This window comes from Asticcacaulis solisilvae (assembly GCF_052327315.1).
Lineage (GTDB): Bacteria > Pseudomonadota > Alphaproteobacteria > Caulobacterales > Caulobacteraceae > Asticcacaulis > Asticcacaulis solisilvae_B.
Genome location: NZ_CP166196.1, coordinates 968270 through 987216, shown reverse-complemented (window position 1 = coordinate 987216; position 18947 = coordinate 968270). Strand labels below are relative to the sequence as shown.

The 18947-nt window shown below is 65.1% G+C and carries 18 protein-coding genes; 6 read left to right on the top strand and 12 right to left on the bottom strand.

The genetic code is table 11. The features are described 5' to 3' along the window. Window positions 1-32: 32 nt before the first annotated feature. Entirely contained in the window at window positions 33-782 is a 750-nt protein-coding gene (locus AB8717_RS04650) for a MauE/DoxX family redox-associated membrane protein (RefSeq protein WP_443749862.1), read from the bottom strand. A 65-nt stretch (window positions 783-847) separates the two neighbouring features. Here AB8717_RS04650 and AB8717_RS04645 point away from each other — a divergent pair, with 65 nt between their 5' ends. Next, window positions 848-1246 carry a MerR family transcriptional regulator gene (locus tag AB8717_RS04645; protein WP_443749861.1) on the top strand — a complete coding sequence of 133 codons (399 nt, stop codon included), beginning with the start codon at window positions 848-850 and terminating at the stop codon, window positions 1244-1246. Between the two features lie 69 nt (window positions 1247-1315). Here the strand turns inward: AB8717_RS04645 and AB8717_RS04640 are convergent, their stop codons facing one another. Then, complete coding sequence (locus tag AB8717_RS04640; protein WP_443749860.1) at window positions 1316-2680, bottom strand: MFS transporter; 1365 nt, start codon at window positions 2678-2680, stop codon at window positions 1316-1318. A gap of 108 nt (window positions 2681-2788) precedes the next feature. On the opposite strand from AB8717_RS04640, the gene AB8717_RS04635 reads away from it, so the two are divergent. Further along, complete coding sequence (locus tag AB8717_RS04635) at window positions 2789-3703, top strand: LysR family transcriptional regulator (RefSeq protein ID WP_443749859.1); 915 nt, start codon at window positions 2789-2791, stop codon at window positions 3701-3703. Here the strand turns inward: AB8717_RS04635 and AB8717_RS04630 are convergent. Beyond that, entirely contained in the window at window positions 3700-4710 is a 1011-nt protein-coding gene (locus AB8717_RS04630; protein WP_443749858.1) for a retroviral-like aspartic protease family protein, read from the bottom strand. The genes AB8717_RS04635 and AB8717_RS04630 overlap by 4 nt on opposite strands. Window positions 4711-4936: 226 nt before the next feature. On the opposite strand from AB8717_RS04630, the gene AB8717_RS04625 reads away from it, so the two are divergent. Next, window positions 4937-6541: a hypothetical protein gene (locus tag AB8717_RS04625; RefSeq protein WP_443749857.1), complete on the top strand. Its 1605-nt coding sequence runs from the start codon at window positions 4937-4939 to the stop codon at window positions 6539-6541. Between the two features lie 3 nt (window positions 6542-6544). On the opposite strand, the gene AB8717_RS04620 is transcribed toward AB8717_RS04625, so the two are convergent. Continuing rightward, window positions 6545-6859, bottom strand: a complete 315-nt coding sequence (locus AB8717_RS04620) for a metalloregulator ArsR/SmtB family transcription factor (RefSeq protein ID WP_443749856.1) — start codon at window positions 6857-6859, stop codon at window positions 6545-6547. A 139-nt stretch (window positions 6860-6998) separates the two neighbouring features. Here AB8717_RS04620 and AB8717_RS04615 point away from each other — a divergent pair, with 139 nt between their 5' ends. Continuing rightward, window positions 6999-7976, top strand: coding sequence for an acyl-CoA desaturase (locus AB8717_RS04615; RefSeq protein ID WP_443749855.1), 978 nt, complete (start codon window positions 6999-7001; stop codon window positions 7974-7976). Here the strand turns inward: AB8717_RS04615 and AB8717_RS04610 are convergent. From AB8717_RS04610 to AB8717_RS04585, 6 genes are all read right to left on the bottom strand, one after another. Next, window positions 7973-8350 carry a helix-turn-helix domain-containing protein gene (locus AB8717_RS04610; protein WP_443749854.1) on the bottom strand — a complete coding sequence of 126 codons (378 nt, stop codon included), beginning with the start codon at window positions 8348-8350 and terminating at the stop codon, window positions 7973-7975. The genes AB8717_RS04615 and AB8717_RS04610 overlap by 4 nt on opposite strands. A 200-nt stretch (window positions 8351-8550) precedes the next feature. Further along, on the bottom strand, window positions 8551-9369 hold the full coding sequence (locus AB8717_RS04605) for a 5'-methylthioadenosine/S-adenosylhomocysteine nucleosidase (protein WP_443749853.1): 819 nt from the start codon (window positions 9367-9369) through the stop codon (window positions 8551-8553). Window position 9370: 1 nt separating this feature from the next. Further along, window positions 9371-10156 (bottom strand): class II glutamine amidotransferase, encoded by a 786-nt coding sequence (locus AB8717_RS04600; RefSeq protein WP_443749852.1) that lies wholly within the window; start codon window positions 10154-10156, stop codon window positions 9371-9373. Between the two features lie 53 nt (window positions 10157-10209). Further along, the gene (locus AB8717_RS04595) at window positions 10210-10947 is read right to left on the bottom strand and encodes an SDR family oxidoreductase (RefSeq protein ID WP_443749851.1); all 738 of its coding nucleotides are present in this window, start codon (window positions 10945-10947) and stop codon (window positions 10210-10212) included. Window positions 10948-11233: 286 nt separating this feature from the next. Beyond that, entirely contained in the window at window positions 11234-12061 is an 828-nt protein-coding gene (locus tag AB8717_RS04590; protein WP_443749850.1) for an SDR family oxidoreductase, read from the bottom strand. A gap of 3 nt (window positions 12062-12064) precedes the next feature. Further along, entirely contained in the window at window positions 12065-12487 is a 423-nt protein-coding gene (locus tag AB8717_RS04585) for a (R)-mandelonitrile lyase (RefSeq protein ID WP_443749849.1), read from the bottom strand. Between the two features lie 94 nt (window positions 12488-12581). Here AB8717_RS04585 and AB8717_RS04580 point away from each other — a divergent pair, with 94 nt between their 5' ends. Further along, the gene (locus tag AB8717_RS04580; protein WP_443749848.1) at window positions 12582-13478 is read left to right on the top strand and encodes a LysR family transcriptional regulator; all 897 of its coding nucleotides are present in this window, start codon (window positions 12582-12584) and stop codon (window positions 13476-13478) included. Window positions 13479-13681: 203 nt separating this feature from the next. Here AB8717_RS04580 and AB8717_RS04575 read toward each other — a convergent pair whose 3' ends face one another. Next, entirely contained in the window at window positions 13682-15463 is a 1782-nt protein-coding gene (locus AB8717_RS04575; RefSeq protein WP_443749847.1) for a beta-L-arabinofuranosidase domain-containing protein, read from the bottom strand. A gap of 526 nt (window positions 15464-15989) precedes the next feature. Here AB8717_RS04575 and AB8717_RS04570 point away from each other — a divergent pair. Then, on the top strand, window positions 15990-16430 hold the full coding sequence (locus AB8717_RS04570) for an HIT family protein (protein WP_443749846.1): 441 nt from the start codon (window positions 15990-15992) through the stop codon (window positions 16428-16430). Here AB8717_RS04570 and AB8717_RS04565 read toward each other — a convergent pair. Beyond that, window positions 16423-18777 (bottom strand): hypothetical protein, encoded by a 2355-nt coding sequence (locus AB8717_RS04565; protein ID WP_443749845.1) that lies wholly within the window; start codon window positions 18775-18777, stop codon window positions 16423-16425. The two genes, AB8717_RS04570 and AB8717_RS04565, sit on opposite strands and share 8 nt — an antisense overlap. Between the last annotated feature and the right edge of the window lie 170 nt (window positions 18778-18947).

Sequence of the window (18947 nt, the reverse complement as noted above, 5' to 3'; positions counted from 1 at the left end):
ACCACCCTTCCCGGTCCGCCTCTTTTTTTGCCTCAGACGCTCATGAACAGCATCTCGACGGCCATCAGCACCATCATCAGATTCTCGACCAGCGATACGAAGCCCAGCGGCACGTTGGTATCGCCGCCGACACAGGCGCATTTCAGCTCGCGTTTATCGAGATAGACGGCCTTGAACACCGACACCGTTCCGACCGAACCGATGAACAGGGCCACGGGGATCGACAGCCACGGCAGGGCGCCCGACACCATCAGCAAGCCCGCCCCCGCTTCGGCGAACGGATAGATATAGGCGTAGGGCACCCACGCCCTGGCCAGCAGGTCGTAGTTGAGGAACATGCTCGAGAATTTTTCGATATTCTGCAGCTTCAGGATGGCCAGGACGACCATGCTGAAGCTGATGAACCAGCCTAAGGTCCGCATCGTCACAAGCGACCCCGTCGCCGCCCAGGTCACCGCCAGGGCCAGCAGCGCGGTCACCGCGAAGACGGCGACGACCGGGGTATAGGTTTTCGCCTTGGGATCGGCGACGCGCTGGCCGAAAAACCGGCGAAGGTCGTCATAGCCGCCGACCCGCTGGCCTCCGATGAAGGTCTGCGGCGTGGTCGCCACCCCGTGTTCGGCCTTGAAGGCGTCGGTTTCCTCACGGGTTTTCAGCCAGTGGTCCTCGACCGTGTAGCCCTTGCTTTTCAGCAGATGCAGAGCCTTGAGACCGAAAGGACAGGTGTGGGTCGGCATGACCATCCGGTAAAGGGCGGCGGTTTTCTCAGTTTGGCTCATCATGCAATCCTTCGCTTGAGGGCGGATTGCCAAGGGTATAACCTCTGTACCATGGTACGGAGTCAAGCATGGCCGCAATGACAATTTCCACCCTCGCCCATAAGGGCGGCGTAGGTGTCGAAACGATCCGCTATTATCAGCGGCGCGGCCTTGTCGCCGTGCCGGACAATGCTGGCGGCGGCGTGCGGCGCTATGGCGAGGACGATCTGCGCCGCCTGCGCTTTATCCGCCAGGCCCAGGCCGCCGGCTTTACGCTGGAGGAAATCGGGGAATTGCTGGCGCTCGACGCCACCGGAGACCGCGACCGGGCGCGGGCGCTGGCCGGCGCGCGCATTGCCGCACTCGATGCGAAGATCAGCGAACTCGACCAGGCGCGCACGGCGCTGCGCCGCCTGGCGTACGACTGCGCGGCAAGCGACGGTCCCTGCCCCATCCTTATGGCTTTCGAGGGCGGCGGTTGCGCTTAAGCCGGGCGGACCGTGGCGATGGCGTGTCGACACTTGCCAGCCTGCGCTCAGGGGGCTCGCGGCAGCCGTTCACGCCTCGTACTTCGCCCGGCTGGCGCTGATCGCACCCGCCAGCGCCGCCGCGGCCGCAGCTATACCGAGCGCAAATCCCGGCGCCGCCTGCAAGGACACCAGGCCGAACAGAATCGACGCACAGATGGCGCCAAAGGTCTGGCCGGTCAGGCGCGCCGTGCCCTGCATGGCCCCGGCCGCGCCGCTGCGCGCCCTGGGCGCCGACAACAGCAGGATGCGGTTGTTGGGGGTCTGGAACAGGCCGAAGCCCGCGCCCGCGGCGATAGTGCCGATGACGAAGGTCGTGCCGTCCCCTGGGCCCAGCGCAACGACCGCCAGGCCGATGGCCAGCAGCGCCCCGCCCGCGGCGCACAGCCAGGCGGTCGGCACACGGTTGGCCAACCGGCCGGACAGCGGCGCCATGACGACCACGGCGGCCGGCCACGGCATCATGTAAAGCCCCGCCTGGGTCGGCGTCATATGCAGGGTATGCTGGAGATAGAAAGGCAGGGCGACATAGCTCATCATCTGGCCGGTAAAGCAGCAGACCGAGGCCGCGACCGCGACGCTGAAGGCCTTGTTGCGGAACAGGTCGACCGGCACCAGGGGCGCGGCGCTACGGCGTTCCAGCCGCAGCAGGACGACCAGGCACACGGCGGCCCCGGCGATCAGGGCCGCGCCCGTCCACGGCGCCTTGGCCAGCCGGTCGGCGCCGGAAAAGAACAGGATGAACATCAGGGTGTTGAGCACGACCGCACCGATGTCGAGGCGCCGCGCCGAGCCCCTGGGGTGCGGCAGCAGGCCGCCGCTCAGCAGGACCAGGGCGCCGATCGGCAGGTTGACGGCGAACAGCCACGGCCACGGCGCGACCGACAGGATGGCCCCGGCAATGCCCGGCCCCGCCGCCGAAGAGATGGCGATGGTCATGGCGTTGATGCCGATAATGGTCCCCAGCAGGCGCTGCGGCACGGCAAAGCGCAGGGTCATGGTGGCCAGCGCCATGATCGCTCCGCCGCCGAAGCCCTGGACGAAGCGCGCGCAGACCAGCATGGGCAGGCTGCCGGCGACGGTGCAGGCAGCCGACGCCAGGGTGAACAGGGCGACCCCGCCCAGGAAGACCCGGCGCGGCCCGAACTTTTCGCCCAGCGCCCCGCACGGCAAAAGCGCCACCAGCACGGCCAGCTGATAGCTTGAGACCACCCAGACCGTGTCCGACGCGCTGGCGTGGTAGGTCCGCGCGATCGACGGCAGGGCGATATTGGCGATGGCGCCGTCGAGGACGACCAGCACCAGCGTCGTCAAGAGGACGGCGATGGCGAGGTAGCGTTGCGGCGCGGGCAGGCCGTCAGTGTCGGCGATGGCGGAAGGCGATGACGCGGTCATGGGGATGATCCTTGGCTGCCTTCCATATATTTCACTTTTCAGATTGCACCAGACGCAACGAAATCACCTGAGCTTTGCGTATGACGCCATAGATGATAGAATGCGGCCATGGCCGAACCCGATTTCAACCTGTTGCTGGCGCTGGATGTGCTGCTGGCCGAACGCAGTGTCACGGCAGCGGCCAAGGTCCTGCATCTCAGCCCCTCGGCCATGAGCCGGACGCTGGCGCGGCTGCGGGCGCAGATCGGCGATCCGCTGCTGGTCCCGGCCGGGCGGGTCATGGTGCGCACGCCCCATGCCGAGGCGCTGGCGGCGCAGGTCCGCACCCTGACGGCGGATGTCCAGGCGGTGCTGCGCCCTGCCCCCGGCATCGATGTCCGCCGCATGAAGCGGACCTTTACGATCCGCGTCAACGAAGCCTTCGTGCTGGCCTACGCCGCCCGGCTGCACGCCGCCGTGTCGCGGCTGGCCCCGGATGTCCGCCTGCGCTTCGCTCCCAAGCCCGACAAGAATATCCGCGCCCTGCGCGACGGCCAGATCGACATGGATATCGGCGTCATCGAGGGCGATGCCGGTGAACTGCGCGCCCAGACGCTGTACCGCGACCGCTTCGCCGGCGTCGTGCGCAGCGGCCATCCGCTGCTGGCGGACCAGCCCGTCACCGCCGAACGGTATGGCGGCTTCGATCATGTGTCCGACTGGGGCCACGTCGTCGCCTCGCCCCAAGGCCATTTCACCGGCCCGATCGACGCAGCGCTGAAGGCGCTCGGCATCGCCCGCGAGGTCAAGGTCGTGGTGCCCAGCTTCCCGGGCGTCATCGCCATGGTGGCGGCGTCGGACCTGATCGGCCTGGTGCCGCGCTCCTTTGCCGCCCTGGCGCCCGGCGTCGTCCTGTTCGACCTGCCGGTCGACACGCCGGAACTGGTGATCTCGCAGATCTGGCATCCGCGCGTCGACACCGACCCCGGCCACCGCTGGCTGCGCGGGGTCATCCATGATGCTTTTCGCGGCGGCGGAGATTAACCCACCATGATACGCGGGCGGGCGGCATCGGGCTGGGCGCTGGCCAGCTCGAAGCGGATTTCCTTGCGGCGATAGTCGATAGCGACGCTGGCGAACTGGCGCATATAGTCCATGCCGATCAGCACGGCGGGCTTGTCCTTCAGGCCCCAGTCCTCGAAATTCGGCGCGTCCGATATGACGATGTCGCCGTCGGTGAACATCAGCTCCTCGATGCTGATCTGCTTGATGGGGATCAGCCGCCCGACCGCCTCGCCGCCCGTGACGCCCATCAGGGTGACCGGCGTCAGTTCCGGATGGGTATCGGGCTTCAGCGCCAGCTGGAGCGCGCGGTTGCCGATCGACAGCTCGGCGCCCGTATCGATGAAGGCGGTCGTGTGCACGCCGTCGACCACGCACTGGTTCGAGCGCAGGCGGCCGGCCTTGCCCGGCGCATGGATGACGATGACCTGGGCGTCGGCGGGCCCCGGTCCGAACATGCTTTTCGAGCGTTCGATGCGCAGTTCCTGATGCTTGAAATCGAAGATGACGCGCGTGTTGTTGATGACATCGAGGCCCAGGAATCCGTCCGCCTTGAGCAGGACGCGCGGAATGACCGGCATCACCATGTCCTGCTTGGAAAAGGTGCCGTAGTCGAGCTGCTTCACCGCCACAAGGTCGGCGGGGATGTTGCGGATGACCCCCTGGACATGGGCCCGCCCGACCTTTTCCAGCGCCAGTTCGTTGACCAGGGTGTCGGACAGCACCGAGCGCTCGGCGCCCGTGTCGACGATGAAGCGGTAGGGCCGACCGTTGACCTTGACCTCCGCGGCCAGCAACGTCGAGTCGCTGCGCGTCCTCAGGCTGGTGATCTCGGTCGTCTGGTCCGTCGCGGCGCCGGAAGATGCGGAAGACGATGACGCGGACGCATCCTGCGCCCGCGCGCCCAGCGGCCCGAGCGCGGTCAACGCCGCGGCCAGAGCCAGAAAATCCCGGCGCGAGGTGTCGCGCATCTGCGGCCCTTCAGCCATGAACCCCTCCCATATTATGGTTTTTCGGCAGCCTATCCGCATCCCCGGGTTTCCACAACATGGTTATTATGAAATGCCGTCTCTTTTTTTGAGACGACGTATCAATTGATATATCAATACGGCCATCGGCTACCGCCGGTCACGCCCGCGTCATGTTCGGGCGCTATCCGGCTTCTCAGGGGACGGGATTTCCGTTAGGGTCGTCGTGTCTGGCGGGGGAATGGGCATGCGGAAAAACAGGCGGACGATCGCGGCGCTTATGGCTTGCGTGGGACTGGCGGCTACCGTGCCGGCCCAGGCGTCGAACTGGGTCAAGGCGGAATCGAAGCACTTCACGCTCTACAGCCTGAACAGCACGCAGACGACCAGGGCCTATCTGGTCCAACTGGAGTTCTACTACCAGATCCTGTCCCGCTTCTATGCGTTGTCGCCCCAGGACGAGCAGACCCTGCCGCACCTGCCCGTCTACCTGATCGGCGGCCGCTCGCAGCTGACCACGATCTGGCCCAAGGCGCCTCAGAACGTCGGCGGCTTTTTCGAAGGCTGCTCGGAAGGCTCCGGCGCGGTGGCCATCTTCCAGGACGACTATATCCGGCATACCCACGACGCCGCGTCGCAGGACGAGAACACCAGCCAGACCATTCTGTTCCACGAATACGCCCACGATTTCATGTATATGCACGCCGACGGCGCCTATCCGCCGTGGTTCGTGGAAGGCTTCGCCGAATTCTATTCGACGACAAGACTTCAGGACGACCAGGCCGTCATCGGCATGGCCTTTTCCCAGCGGGCGCGCTGGCTGCTGAGTTCGACATCGACGACCATAAGCTATGAAGACCTGCTGCGCGACAGCTGGCGCCGGCCGCACAGCGACAACGACGAACGCACGGGCGCCTTCTACGCGCAGGCGTGGCTGCTGACCCACTGGATCATGAGCGACGAGGCGCGGCACCGGCAGTTCGACGCCTTCCTCAAGGATTATCGCAAGGGCGACGACGCGGTGGCGGCCTTCGAAAAGGCCTTCGGCGTACCGGTCAAGAGCCTGCAACACACGCTCTATATCTATCTCGACCACATGACGGCCTCGGTCTACCGCTTCAAGGACCTCGCCCAGCCCGAGGTCAAGGTGACCGCCATGCCGAAATCGGCCGACCGGCTGCTGCTCCTGGATGCCGCCGACCGCATGTGTACCTATGGCGGCAGCGACCGCCCGCGCCTGCTCTCCCAGATCCGGGACGAAGCGGCAAAATTCCCGGACGACGATTTCGCCCGCGACGTGCTTGGCCGGGCCGAGATCATCGTCGGAGACGAGGAAAAAGCCGTCCCGATCTATACCGCGCGTATCGCAACCGCGCCGGACGATGCCGAGGCGCACTTCCGGCTGGGCCAAGCCTGGTACCTGATGACCATGCACCACACCATTGCCCCCGGGGAAACCGCCAACAGCCAGATGGAAAAAGCGCGCGCCGAGATGGGCAAGGCCTATACGCTCGATCCCCAGAACGCCCCGAACCTGTACTACTATTCCCGCGCGCTGGAAAAGCCGGGCGAGCCGCCGTCCGACAACCTGATTACGGCCGCCCTGGAAGCCCACGCCCTGGCGCCGATGGTCGATACCTATGCCCTCCACGCGGCGACGGTGCTGATCCGCGGCAACCGGCTTGACGAGGCGCGCGCCGTGCTTGTCCCGCTGTCGACCAATCCGCACAATCCGGAGCAGGCGGCCTGGGTGTCGGGCATCATTGCCGTCATCGACCGCCACGCCACGCGCGAGGAGGTTCTGGCCGCCCTGCGCACCGGCCCGGAAAAGAAACCGGCCGAAGGAAAATAAGGCTCAGTCCTTGTCTTCGGCCTTGCCGGCGCTTTCCGCGCGCAAGGGCCCGCGCACCGGGCAGACCTCCTGCAGGTAGCCGTCGAGCGTGTTGACGATATGCTCTTCCACGATGCTGTAGTGGACGAACTTGCCCTTCTTGACGCTGGTGATCAGGCCGGCGTTTTCCAGAATGCCGAGATGCTTGGACAGGGACGGCTTGGTCATGTCGAAGCGCCCGGCGATCTCCCCCGCCGTCATCGACGCCTTGGAAAGATAGGCCAGTATCTTCAACCGGGGTTCCGAAGCCAGGGCTTCGAACGTCTTTACCACGCGCATGGATCTTCCATCGGTATAACATTTAGTCATTTAGCGTATTGACTAAATGTTGTCGCTATCATAACGATTAGCTTGTTAGCTAAATGTAGGCATGATCGGGCGTCCGGTCAAGCCCGGCAAAAGCTTATGGGAGGCGGATATGGGGAAGGATTTCGAGAACATCGCACGCATCGCCGACGGGGGCGCCGATGCGGTCAAGGGCAAGGTCGTCTGGTCTCCGGTCCGGTCGCTGTTTCTGCTCGCGATGTACGCCGGCACGGTGACCGGAGCGATGCTGTACCTGCGCATCGACACCGTGCTGCTATTCACCGTCAAGACGGTGGCGGTCCTTTTGCTGGGGCATTCGGTCGGCATGCACAGACGCCTGATTCACAAAAGCTTTTCGTGTCCGCTGTGGCTGGAACACGGCCTTGTCTACATGGGCACGCTGGTCGGGCTTGGCGGGCCGTTCGCCATGATCCGCACGCACGACTTCCGCGACTGGGCGCAGCGCCAGCCCCTGTGCCACGACTATTTCGCCCATCGCCAACCGCCGCTGACCGACGCTGTCTGGCAGATGCATTGCGAGCTGTGCCTTTCGCATCCGCCGCGCCTCGACATCGAGCCCGAGGTCGCCAATGACCGCTTTTACCGCCTGATCGACCGGCACTGGATCGCCGTGCATGCGCCGTGGGCCGTGGCGTTTTTTCTGATGGGCGGCTGGGGCTGGGTGCTGTGGGGCGTGTGCGCCCAGGTGGCGGTGACTGTCACGGGCCACTGGCTGATCGGCCATATGGCGCACACGGATCACGCCCAGGACTGGCAGGTGCGTGGCGCCGGCGTGCAAGGGCGCAATGTCGACTTCGCCGGCCTGATCACCATGGGCGAAAGCTGGCATAACAACCATCACGCTTTTCCGGGTTCGGCGCGCATCGGCCTCTATGAAGGCCAGTCCGACCCCGGCTACTGGTTCCTCAAGGCGCTGGAGCCGCTGGGCCTGGTGTGGGATATCCGCCTGCCGCAGCACCTTCCGCACAGGCCGGCCCTGCACTGGACGGGCGAACAACGGCCAGTGCCCCGTCCCGAACGCCGCCCCTGCGCGGTCATGACCCGGCTGGGCGCCCTGCTCCGGGTTTAAGAATCCGCCAGGATACGGACCAGGTCGACGATACGCTGGCGCTGGCGGGGTGAGCGGACACGCGTGAAGACCGCGGCCAGTTCCGCGCCTTCGGCGGTCGCCATGAAGCCGCCTTCGGCTTCGCCCCCGAAGCCCTGGCAAAGGTAGCCGACATTTACCTCCAGCACCCGGGCCATGTCGTAGAGACGCGAAGCCGAGATGCGTGTGGCGCCGCGTTCGTACTTCTGGACCTGCTGGAAGGTAATCTCGACGGCCTTGGCCAGGGTATCCTGGCTCATGCCAAGCTGACGGCGGCGCAGGCGGACACGCCCCCCGACATGAAGATCGAACGGATGCGGCCTCTTGTCGTCGGCATGCGCAGTCACTGCCTCCATCGTCATCTCCGGTTTTGCCCGCGGACCCCGTTTCACAGGTGATCCGAAAATTCCGAATGTCTTTTGGACGGCAGGAAAATGCCCATCAAGTGGAATAACGAAAGATATTTTATTAATTGCGGCGGCCTGTGGCGGAGCTGCATCAGGGCCCAATCCAGGACCTTTGCCGCCTGGACCAGACAGGGAAGGCGTGTAATCCGTTACGCCGGAAAAGCCTTTAAAAATTGGGAAATAACGCGGACCGAGTTCTCCGCCGCCAGCCGCATGAAGGTCAGCATCTCGTTCGAATCGCCGCCGGCGCCCGCGAGATCCGATACGCTGCGGAACGCCAGGAAGGGGATGGCATTGGCAAAGGCGACATGGGCGACCGCCGCGCTTTCCATATCGGCGACGCGCGCGCCGAACGCAGAGGCCAGATAGTCGCGGTAGGCGGCGTTGTCGACGAAGGCCGGGCCCGACACGGCGCTGCCGCCGGCATGGACTTGCGGCATGTGATGCAGGGCCTGCCCGTCAGCCGTGTGGTCGCGCAAGGCAATGCCCTCCATGGCGGCGGCGATGGCGAACAGGTCCGCATCGGCGTCGAACCACAGCTTCGGCTCGGCACTGCCGACGATGACCCGGTTGGGCAGCATCATGCCGAAGCCCGGCAGGTCGGCCTTCCAGGTCAGCCAGCCGGGCGCGCTGAAGCCGTCAGCCACCTCCCGTCCCATGATGACCTCCAGCGACTGCGCCCAGCGCCGGGGGATCACGACGTCGCCGATATTCAGCGCCGGATCGACGCTGCCGGCAATGCCCGACATCAGCAGGCATTGCGGCGCAAAGCGGTCGATCATCAGTTGCGCCGTCATGGCGGCATTGACCATGCTCATGCCGCACATCATGACGATGACATCGCGGCCTTCCAGGCGGCCGATAGCGGTGGGAATGCCGTTTACAGTCTGCGTTTCCACGTCCGTAAGAACGTCGTGCAACGCCTCCCATTCCGGTTCGAACGCCGACAGGATGCCGATGCGGGGCATGTCAGGCCCGCACAGGATCGAAGCGCCGCGCAAGATCGCCGTCGCGGAAGATCAGGGTCGTGCCGGGCGCGACATCGGTCCACACCTCGTCGCGCGTCAGCGGCCTTGTCGCCACGATGACGACCTTGTCGTCGGGCGAGGTTTCCTGGGCGAAATCGACCTCAAGGTCTTCGTCGATCAGGCGCGCCCGGCCAAACGGCGCCGCCCGGCGAATAAAGCACAGGCGCTTGGAACAGCTGGTGTAGAGCGACCGTCCGTCGCCCAGCAGGGCATTGAACACGCCCAGTTCGCGCAAGCGCGCGAAGCCGTCGGCGATGGCGCGATCGAGCGCCGCGTCGGACGGCCGTTTGGCGAATTGCGCGCGCAGGCTGTCCATCAACCAGCAGAAGGCGTGCTCGCTGTCGGTCGTGCCGATCGGCCTATAGAAGTGCAGTTTCAGGGTTTTCACGCCCTTGAGCTGGCCGTTATGCGCGAAGCTCCAGTTACGGCCCCACAGCTCGCGCTGGAACGGATGGGTGTTTTCCAGCGCGATCTTGCCGCGATTGGCCTTGCGCACATGGGCGATGACCAGGCGGCTCTTGATCGGATAGGCCTTGAGGAATTTCGCCAGCTCCGAATGGGCGCTGGGATTGGGGTCGTGCAGGGTGCGGCAGCCATTCTGCTCATAGAAGCTGATCCCCCAGCCGTCCGTATGCTTGCCCGTCACACCGCCGCGGCTCGACAGGGCCGAGAAGCTGAAACGAATATCGGTCGGCACGTTGGCGCTCATCGCCAGGAGTTCGCACATGGATCACGGTTCCTCGATCTCCCTCAATCCAATGTGCGTCCCTAACCGTCAAGTCAGTATTCCTGCGCCGTCGGGCGGAACAGAACTTCATTGATATCGACATCGTCGGGCTGGCTCATGGCGAGGACGACGGTCCGGGCGAAGGAGTCGGCGGGAATAGCGCTTTCATAGGCCTTGTTGATGCGCACGGCGATGTCGGGATCTGTAACGCTGTTGGGCAGTTCGGTGGCCACGGCGCCCGGCGAAATGATGGTCGTACGGATGTTATACGGCTTCACTTCCTGGCGCAGGCCCTCGGTCAGCGCGCGCACGGCGTGCTTGGTGGCGGCATAGACGGCGCCGCCGGCCCGCACCTTGTGGCCGGCGACCGAGGAGACGTTGATGATATGCCCGCTTTTTGCTTCGATCATGTACGGCAGGGCGGCGGCGATGCCGTAGAGCACGCCCTTGATGTTGACGTCGATCATGCGATCCCAGTCTTCGATCTTCAGGCGTTCCAGCGGCGACTGCGGCATGATGCCGGCATTGTTGATCATGACGTCGACCCGGCCGTGCAACGCGACGGCGCGGTCGACCAGATGTTTGACCTGGGCAGAGTCGGTGACTTCGGTCTCGACGACCGCACCCTGCGGCAACGACAGGTCGGCCGCCAGGGCGTTCAGGCGGTCCATGCGCCGCGCGCCCAGCACGACCCTGGCGCCCTGCGCGGTCAAAAGCCGCGCCGTCGCCTCGCCCAGCCCGCTGCTGGCGCCGGTGATGACGACGACCTTGTTCTCGATACCTTCGGTCATGGCAAAATCCTTCTCCAATGCATCCGGCAGGGAGGCCGGTATGCGGAACAAAAAAGCAATGGGGCAAGGCTTTCGGACGTATTTTCCGGATACCCCACCCATGGCGCAAAACCTGTTTTTCCTGATCGCCCGCTTCATCGGATACGCAACGGTCGTTCAACGATCGTTGCAGCGTTCGTTGAGCGATTGTTGCAACGAACGGGCAACGCAAGACGAACTTAGTCAGGTAGTCATAGAGTCAGTTCGAGATACTGACGTATCTCTCACGGCGTGCGCGAGGATCAGGCTATTTTGGCGCAAGGTCTCCGAAGCGCCACGACGCCGTCACCCCGCCGTCCATCAGAAAATCGCTGCCGGTGATGAAGGCGCCGTCGCGTCCCAGCAGCAGGGCGGCAACGGTCGCCACCTCGTCCGGGGTCCCGGCGCGGCCGGCGGGGCTGAGCTCCAGCATGCGGCGATAACCTTCGCCGCGCGGCCCGCTCAGCTCGTCGCGGGCCAGCGGCGTGATGACGATGCCCGGGCTGATCGTGTTGATCCGCGCGCCGCGTTTGCCCCAGCGCACGGCCTCGGCCATGACCCGCAAAGCGTTGCCGCGCTTCGACACCTGGTAGGCGTGAAGGGTGTCGCGGATTTCGGCCGGCTGCAGGAACGGCAGATCCAGCAGGGCCTCGGCCGGCGTGAGCGCCAGAGCCGCGTCCTGTTCGGCGGTCAGCGCGCCCAGCCGGTGGCCCGACTGCGAGGCGATGACCACACCCGATCCGTCTTTGGCGATCACATTCCCGAAGGCTTCGAGCACCAGCGCCGTGCCGTAGAGGTCGACCCTGAGGATCACATCAACCGGAGCCTGCGAGGGCGAGACACCGGCCGCATGGATCAGGCCTGTGACCTCGCCAAGCGCCGCCGCGGTGGCGGCCAGCGCTTCGACCGAGGCGCGCGCCGCCACGTCGACCGTGGTGGTCGAGGCCGTGAACCCGGCATCCCGCAAACTTTCGGCGGCGGTCTCGGCGGTGTCCCGGCGCAGATCGGCGACCAGCACGTGCTGGCCCGCGCCGACGCGGCGGGCAATGGCCAGGCCGATCGCACCCGCGCCGACAAGAACGACGACTTCGGCCAAGACTCAGCCCTCCGTGATTTCAGCCAGGTAGATGTCGTCCGGAACCTTTTCCATCCAAGAGACGGGCGAACCGTCCAGGGCTTCCTGGATGGCGATATGGCTCATGGCGTTGGCCGCCGTGGCGCCGTGCCAGTGGCGGCGTCCGCACGGGCACGACACCACGTCGCCGGCGCGGATTTCCTGTTTCGGGCCGCCTTCGCACTGCGTCCAGCCGACGCCCGACATGACGACCAGATGCTGGCCCAGCGGATGGCTGTGCCAGGCCGTGCGCGCGCCGGGCTCGAAAGTGACCAGGGCCGCCGACACCCGCGACGGCTCACGCGCCGGAAACAGCGGATCGAGTCTGACCGTGCCGGTGAACCAGTCGTCCGGTCCCTTTTGAGAGGCCTGCGCGCCGGCGCGGGTGATAATTTGCTGAGGGCCCATAACGATCTCCGTCTTCGATAACGGCTATTTAGGCCCTCGCCCCGCGCGTGATTAGATGTTAAATCGTGGATGCACTTATGAGAAATATTCATCAATGCTGCGCGAAACCTTCAGCCATCTCATCGCCTTCCAGGCCGTCGCGCGCGAACGCAGCTTCACGCGGGCGGCGGCCCAGCTGGGCGTGTCGCAATCGGCGCTCAGCCACACGGTGCGCGACCTGGAAGAACGGCTGGGCGTGCGGCTGCTGACGCGCACCACGCGCAGCGTCGCCCCGACCGAGGCGGGTGAACGCCTGCTTGGCACCCTCACCCCGCACCTCGACGAGATCGAGGCGGGACTGGCGGCGATCGGCGAGCTGCGCGAAAAGCCTGCCGGCACGATCCGCATCACGGCGGGCGAGCATTCGGCCGAAACCTATGTCTGGCCGGTGCTGGCGAAACTGCTGCCCGACTATCCCGACATCCATGTCGAGGTGTCGATCGACTACGGCCTGACCGATATCGTGGCCGAACGCTTCGACGCCGGCGTGCGCTCGGGCGAACAGGTCGCAAAGGACATGATCGCCGTGCGCATCGGCCCCGACATGCGGATGGCGGTCGTCGGAAGTCCGGCCTATTTCGACGGGCATCCCCGGCCCGGCATTCCTCAGGACCTGACGGCGCATCGGTGCATCAATCTGCGCCTGCCGACGCGCGGCGGCCTCTATGCCTGGGAGTTCGAGAAGGCCGGGCGCGAACTGGCCGTGCGCGTCGACGGCCAGCTGGTGTTCAACACCACGCCGCTGATCCTGCACGCCGCGCTCGACGGCATGGGGCTGGCCTACCTGCCCGAGACGCGCGTCCAGCCGTATCTCGACGACGGCCGGTTGGTGCGCGTGCTCGACGACTGGTGCGAGCCGTTCGCCGGCTATCACCTCTACTATCCCAGCCGCCGGCAGAACTCGGCGGCCTTTGCCCTGGTGGTCGACGCCCTGCGCTGGCGCGCCAGATGATGTGATACAGCGTCGGCATCCCCATCCGTCTGGCCCGGCTTGACACCGATCCAGCCACCTTCTCCGCACACTGAGAAGAAACTATATGATATTACTTGCTTAATTCCTTCCCCGTTTACGGGGAAGGTGGCGCGAGCGAAGCGAGTGACGGAAGGGGGAAGCCGTCGTGGCCAAGAGTGCCAGCGTCGGCCAGACGTATAACCCTAAGTCAGTAGACGGTTGTACAAACGGTAGGTCTCTGCGCCGATCGCCATGAAGGGCTTGAGTTTGACCTCGGCCGACGCGGTTTTAACCGTCCAGTTGTCGGGGCCGCTGCGAACAGCCTTCAGCCAGTCATCGCGGCGGAGCTGGGTTTCCGTCTCCTCGATGGGCATCAGCACCAGCGGTCCGGTGACCACGGCGACCATTTCCGGGTGCGCGGCATTGAGCGGTTCCAGCCGCAGCCCCATGTCGAAGGCGATTTCGACGACATCGCCCTTCTTCCAGGTGCGGTCGACGGCCAGGAAGGTCCCCGGCGTCAAGGCGCCCGCCCACGGCTTGCCGTTGATACGCACGGCGGTCTTCGGGCCCGCCCAGGCCGGAATGCGCAGCATGACCGCGAACTTTGCCGCGCGCGCGGGATCGACGCTGATGCGCGTCGTCGCTTCCAACGGATAGTTGGTCGTCTGGCTGATCGCCACGGCCTGTCCGGCGATCTGGGCCTTGAGCTGCGACGGCACGTAGAGATTGACGTAGAGCGCACGCGGTTCGGTGAGATAAGCGCTGATGCCGTAGTCGGCGGTCAGCTGGATAAAGGTGCCCGAACAGCACGGCCACGGCTCGCCGCGAAAGACCTTGGTGGCCTTCTGGTTATAGTCCGAATAATAGAAGGTATCGCCGTTGGCTTGAGTATCCTTCGCGCCGAGAATGCCGTTGTACAGCACGCGCTCCATGCTGTCGCCATAGCGGCTGTCGCGGGTGATGCTCAGCAGCGAGCGCGCGATCTTGAAATGACCGTAGACACCGCACGGCGTCTCGAACGAGCGGTGCGTTTCGCTGAGCAGACGGTACAGCGTCTCGGTGTCGTCCGCCGCCACCAGTTCCTCGTTGGGCCCCCAGCCCCCGGTGGCGTAGGACTGCGCCTCGATGAAGGCGAAGCCGTTCTTCGCCGCCTTCAGGTACGTGTCGTCGCCGGTGGCGTAATAGGCCTGGACGGCGGAATTCATGGCATTGACGTGGCTATAGGCGTGCTTGCCCTTGAACGGGCTTTTGCCGGCGGCCAGCGGATCGAACAGGGCTTCGTTCTGCAGGTATTTGACGGCCAGGCCCTTGTAGCGCTCGCCCATGCCGGAAGCCCACGCGATGAACAGGTTTTCCGGCAGGGTATAGGGCTCGTCCCAGATCTCGGCCTCGCTGGTATAGGGGCGCTGGCGGCGCTCCTCGCGCGTCAGGGCCTTTTCCGGCAGAAACGGCAGGACGGCGTCGGTCAGCGTGTCGAGCGCGTCCTTCGCCTCGGCGACCCCGGCATAGCGGTAAGCATCGATCAGGCCGATCGCCAGCTTGTCGTAGGTATAGGCCGGCAGGTAGTAGCCTTCGAAGAATTTCGGGCCGATGGTCGGGATATAGCCCACGACCAGGGCCCTCACCTTTTCCTTCGTCGCGGCGTCGCCCGTGACGGCGTAGGACCGCGCCAGACCGGAGACATACTGGCCGAAGCTGTGGCCGGGGATATAGCCGTGCCAGTTCAGCGTGCTCCAGTCGTTGGGATCGACATGGAAGTCGCGCGAGTCGTCGTACCAGCCGCCCATGTCGGCGCCCGGCGCGGGAAGGCCTGCGCGCGACCGGAACGGCTTGAGCAGCTTGTCGTTATCGAAGTCGCGGAACAGGGCGTGCTGATGGCGGAACTGGTCGCGCATGCGCCCGTCGCCAAGTTGCACGGCAGCATAGTCCAGCGTCTTGAGAGGGGTCGACGCCTGGCCCGCAAAGGCCGCCGAAACCGGGAGCACGCATCCGCATGCCAGGGCACTGCCCAGGAAAGTCCGCCGCGAAAAGGTAGCCATCTCGTCCCTGCCGATTTTGATGCCGTTTATTGTCTGTGTATTGGCATCAAATTGGCACGCAGGACAAGCTAGTTCGTCGAAGCTTTCAACGGCGCCTGCGGCGGCGCGGGCGATTTCGGATCGGCCGGCGGCTTCAGCGCGTCGCCGTACCAGACGAGGTGCGCGGGCTTGAGGGGCATGTAACTATCGTGCACTGACTGACGCTGGAGTGGCATCGTCGTGATCCTTTTTCGGTAATGTGGCGTTAAGGATCATGCCACCTCGGGCGGCGAAAATCGATACCGGCATTATATCGTTTGCAGGGCCCGGGGCATCACATGTTCGTGCGATGCCCGGACTGTGTAACACGACACCGGTGTCTGCGCTTCAATCATCATACAATCCAATAATTATAAGGCTTTTCTTTAATTATGGCAGCAGCGGTTGCGGCGTTTTCATGCGCCATCTAAAGGTCGCGAAAGGGGGCAGAATCATGCGCGCGAACCTCATCGAAGACCGGGTCGAGATGTCCCGCCAGGGCGTTAATCTTTACGCCGTCTGCCGCCTGCCCTCGGGCTGGCTGGTCATGGGCGACGTCCAGCCCTTGTCCGGCTATTGCCTGCTATTGTCCGACCCCGTAGTGCCCAGCCTCAATGACCTCGATGACACCGGCCGCGCGCTGTACAGCCGTGACGTGGCGCGAATCGGCGACGCCCTGCTGAAGGTTACCGGCGCCACGCGCATCAATTACGAGACGCTCGGCAATGCCGCGCCCGCGCTCCACACCCACATCACGCCGCGCTATGCCAACGAGCCGGCATGGCAACGCGGCATGGCCCCCGCCTTCCTCAGGCTGTTCGCCCGGCGATTCGATCCGGCCAGGGACAGCGCGCTGGCGGAAAAGCTCCGCCTCGCCCTCGCCGGCCTCAGGTGATCCAGCTGCTGACCTCCTCGACCGTGCAGGCGTCGTCCTTGCAGCGCGCGATGAAAGCGCCGCCGACCCAGCTGGCTGACCAGTTGACATAGTAGGTCGAACGATCGTGCGACACGAAGAAGTCGACGATACGCGGCGGATAGAAGGGTGCGTCTTTACGCCCCAGGGCCTCCAGATCGGCGTTCGAATACACCACCAGGCGGAACGGCGCCTGGGCGATCCCTGAAAAGATATCGCGGTCGGACACCATGATCAGGGTGTTGCGGCGCGGGTGCGGCGCCGGCTTGCCGGCGGCCGCCAGGACGGCGGCGATGTCGTCGTCCGATTTTCCGGTGCGCGGCGCAACGACCAGGGCCCCGGCGTCGTGTCCGGCCAGGCGCTCCAGGATGATCCTGGCCACCGCGCTGTCGCGGGCGTCGGCCGCGGGATTGAAAGCGGTCAGCGGCAGGGCGTCGACGCCGTCAGGAATGCCGTCGCCGTCGCTGTCCGCCTTGGCGGGGTCGAGGCCCAGCCGCGCTTCTTCGATATCGGCCAGGCCGTCGTGGTCGCGATCGGCCTCAAGGTCGGCCAGGCTGGCGTCGAGATAGAGCCCCCGGGCTTCGCGCGCATAACGCAGGCCGACCGGCGGGAAGGTGATCGATGCCTTGTCGATTTCCTGGATACGCACTTCGAGTTGCAGCCGCCCGTTGCTAATCAGCGGCAGGCGCGAACCCGAGGTGGCGACATAGGGAAAATGCGTCTGCAGGCCGAGATAGACGGGAGGTTGCCACGCGCCGTCGCGGCGCAGAGCCAGCCACAGGCCCGCGGCGGGGATTTCGCCCGACAGGTCGTATTCCGACGACTCATAGACGATGGCAGCGTCCTTGCCCGAGGCTTGGTAGCGTATGACGGCATCGGCGGGCACGGGCAGTTTCAGCCCTTTCGGCAGGCCGGGTCCTGCGGCCTCGTCCTTCGACGTCCAGGCGGCCACGCCCGCCGGCAGGGGCTTTTCGGTGAGAACGGACGGCAGTTGCGTCGTGACGACGTGCCGGACACCGCGCGGCGGTGATTTGGCTGCCTTGGCGCGCACCTCGTCGATACGCGCCTTCCAGACGTCCCGGCGCGCGGCGAAATCCGCCGGGAAGGCGTCCGCCGGCAGGCTGAACGCATCCCGGTCGCCCTCTTCATAGGCCGCCGCGCGCATCACCCAGTCGGCAATATCGCCATAGTCGGCCGCGCGCAGCCGTTCGGCGACGGCCCGGCGCACGGCGGGTGTTTCGCCGTTCAACGCGAACACCCATCCCTCGGCGCCACTGTTCAGCGCGGCCCTGCATCGATCGTCATCCTTATCGTCCGGCTTTTTAGCGGACCCTTCGACATAGGCCGCGAAAATATCCTTTTCCGGCATAGCCGCGTCGAAGGTGTCGGACAGGGCCTGGCGCACGGGGCCGGGCACGCCCGTCCGGCCCTTGAGCAGGGCCCGGGCATCGCCGGGCCTGCCGGTCGCCCACAGGGCGGCGGCCAGGCGATCGATGAAAGCCTCCGGCACGCTTGCACCGCAGTTTTCCTGCGAATGCGCCACGGCCATGGGCGCCAGCATGCGCGCACGTACGGCGTCGGAATAGCCGAGGTAACGGTCGGCGGCTTCTTGGTCGAGCCCCAGCCACAAGGCCTGTTCGACCGCAAAACGGCCAAGCGCCGCGCGCCATTCGACGGTCTGCGGCGAGTCGGCCAGACGCTTTTCGGTCAGGTCGAGAACGGCCAGGAGCGTACCGTCGATCTCGTCGGACCGCCCGGAAAAGGCCTTGCCCATGCGAGGTACGGGCATGGCCGAGGGATCGTCGGGTAATTTGAGCAAGGCCGCCTTCAGCAGGGCGCTGTCTTCGGTATAGTCATAGAGATCGAAGAAAACGGCCGCCGCCGCCGGATGCGTCCAGGCAAGCCGGACGAAGGGCGCCCGCATGTCGCCATCCGTGTTCTTGCCGACAGCCGCCATGAGGCCGCCGGTCGGCTCAGTCATAGCGACGCGCGCCGTCTCGCCATAGATCGGAACGTCGGGACCGAAGGCGCAGTGATTATCGCAGTCTTCGAAATACAGGGTCTCGTCGACCAGGAACTCGGCATAGGCCTGGGCCCGGTCTGCGGGCAGGTGCAGCCGTTTGGCGAAGTCGCCGAGCGCCGCCGGAATCGTCTTGTTCTTTTTGGCGGCGTCGTAGAGCTGGTATTCGAAATCGCCGGCGTCGGGCCGGTTAAACTTGACGGAGCTGTCCAGGAACGCCGCCCAGCGCTTGGCGGTAATGGTTTCGGCCCCCGCGGGCGCGGCCAGGCACAAGGCCAGGCCGATAGCTGTAACTGTCGATAAACGCATGATTGTTCCCCCTCGTTCAATGGCCACTCTACCAGAGCTCTCGCGCTATTCAATTCCGCCCGGCACGCGCGCAAAGCGATGCATTTTCGCCGCATATGTCATACTTTTATTCTTGAAATCGTTTTCTCATATTGTGAACCCGCTGCCGCCAAGATAGCGGTACCAGTACA